The organism is Tessaracoccus rhinocerotis (assembly GCF_007197885.1).
GTDB lineage: Bacteria > Actinomycetota > Actinomycetes > Propionibacteriales > Propionibacteriaceae > Arachnia > Arachnia rhinocerotis.
The window spans coordinates 1-776 of sequence record NZ_VKKG01000020.1 but is presented as its reverse complement, the minus strand read 5'-3'; the positions used below and the strand labels follow the sequence as shown (position 1 = coordinate 776).

The 776-nt window shown below is 28.5% G+C and carries 1 protein-coding gene; it reads right to left on the bottom strand.

Features of this window, described 5'->3' with window-relative positions; all coding sequences use genetic code 11:
* Positions 1-397, bottom strand: a 397-nt coding sequence (locus FOJ82_RS15950) for a protein rep (RefSeq protein WP_185975857.1), incomplete at its 3' end; no start/stop codon positions are given.
* Between the last annotated feature and the right edge of the window lie 379 nt (positions 398-776).

Genomic DNA, 776 nt, shown 5'->3' with positions numbered 1-776 from the left:
AACCTTTCGCAATAGACTTAATCTTTTTACGTTCAATCATCTTTTTAAATGATTTATTATACTTTTGTATCTCACCTTCTAAATGCTCAGCTGTAACATTTGGGGTCGTAAGTGTTAAAAATATAAATGATTTTGACTCCTCTTGTTGAATATATTGCATCATCAATGATAAACCTAACGCATCTTTTCTCGCTTTTCGCCACGCACATACAGGACAAAATCGATTTTTACATAAATTAGATTTATGCAATTTCTGTTTCTCTAATGTTTTATCTGCCACAAAACTCAAGAATGTATTGCACTCCCTTATCAAATCCATTTGTCCTTCTTTCACATGTCGTTTAATAAATTTTTGAAATACTTGATTTCTTTGTTTTTTCTCTGTATACTTTTCCATGTTATAACACATAAAAACAACTTTGTTTTCTCAACATTATATATAAAAAAGTTGCTTTTTCTCCTTTCTTGTAAAGTTCTGGTTTCGTCACCATAAACTCTACTATAATAGGTATGAAAAAGCAACTTTTTTTGTGCCTGAAACCAGAAATGACAATGGTTTGAATGCTATCGACCTAAATCGAAATAGTTACCTATAGTATCAAGATAAGAAAAGACTCGTTTTACTCGTCTTAAAAACCACAAAAAAACACTCAAAATAATTGTTTTTTTATTACTAAATTTAAAAGATATAACAGCAAATAAAAAAACAATCGAAAAACAAAAAAGAGATTAATCAACGATTAGTTGATTAATCTCTTTATATGTAATGAGTGAAG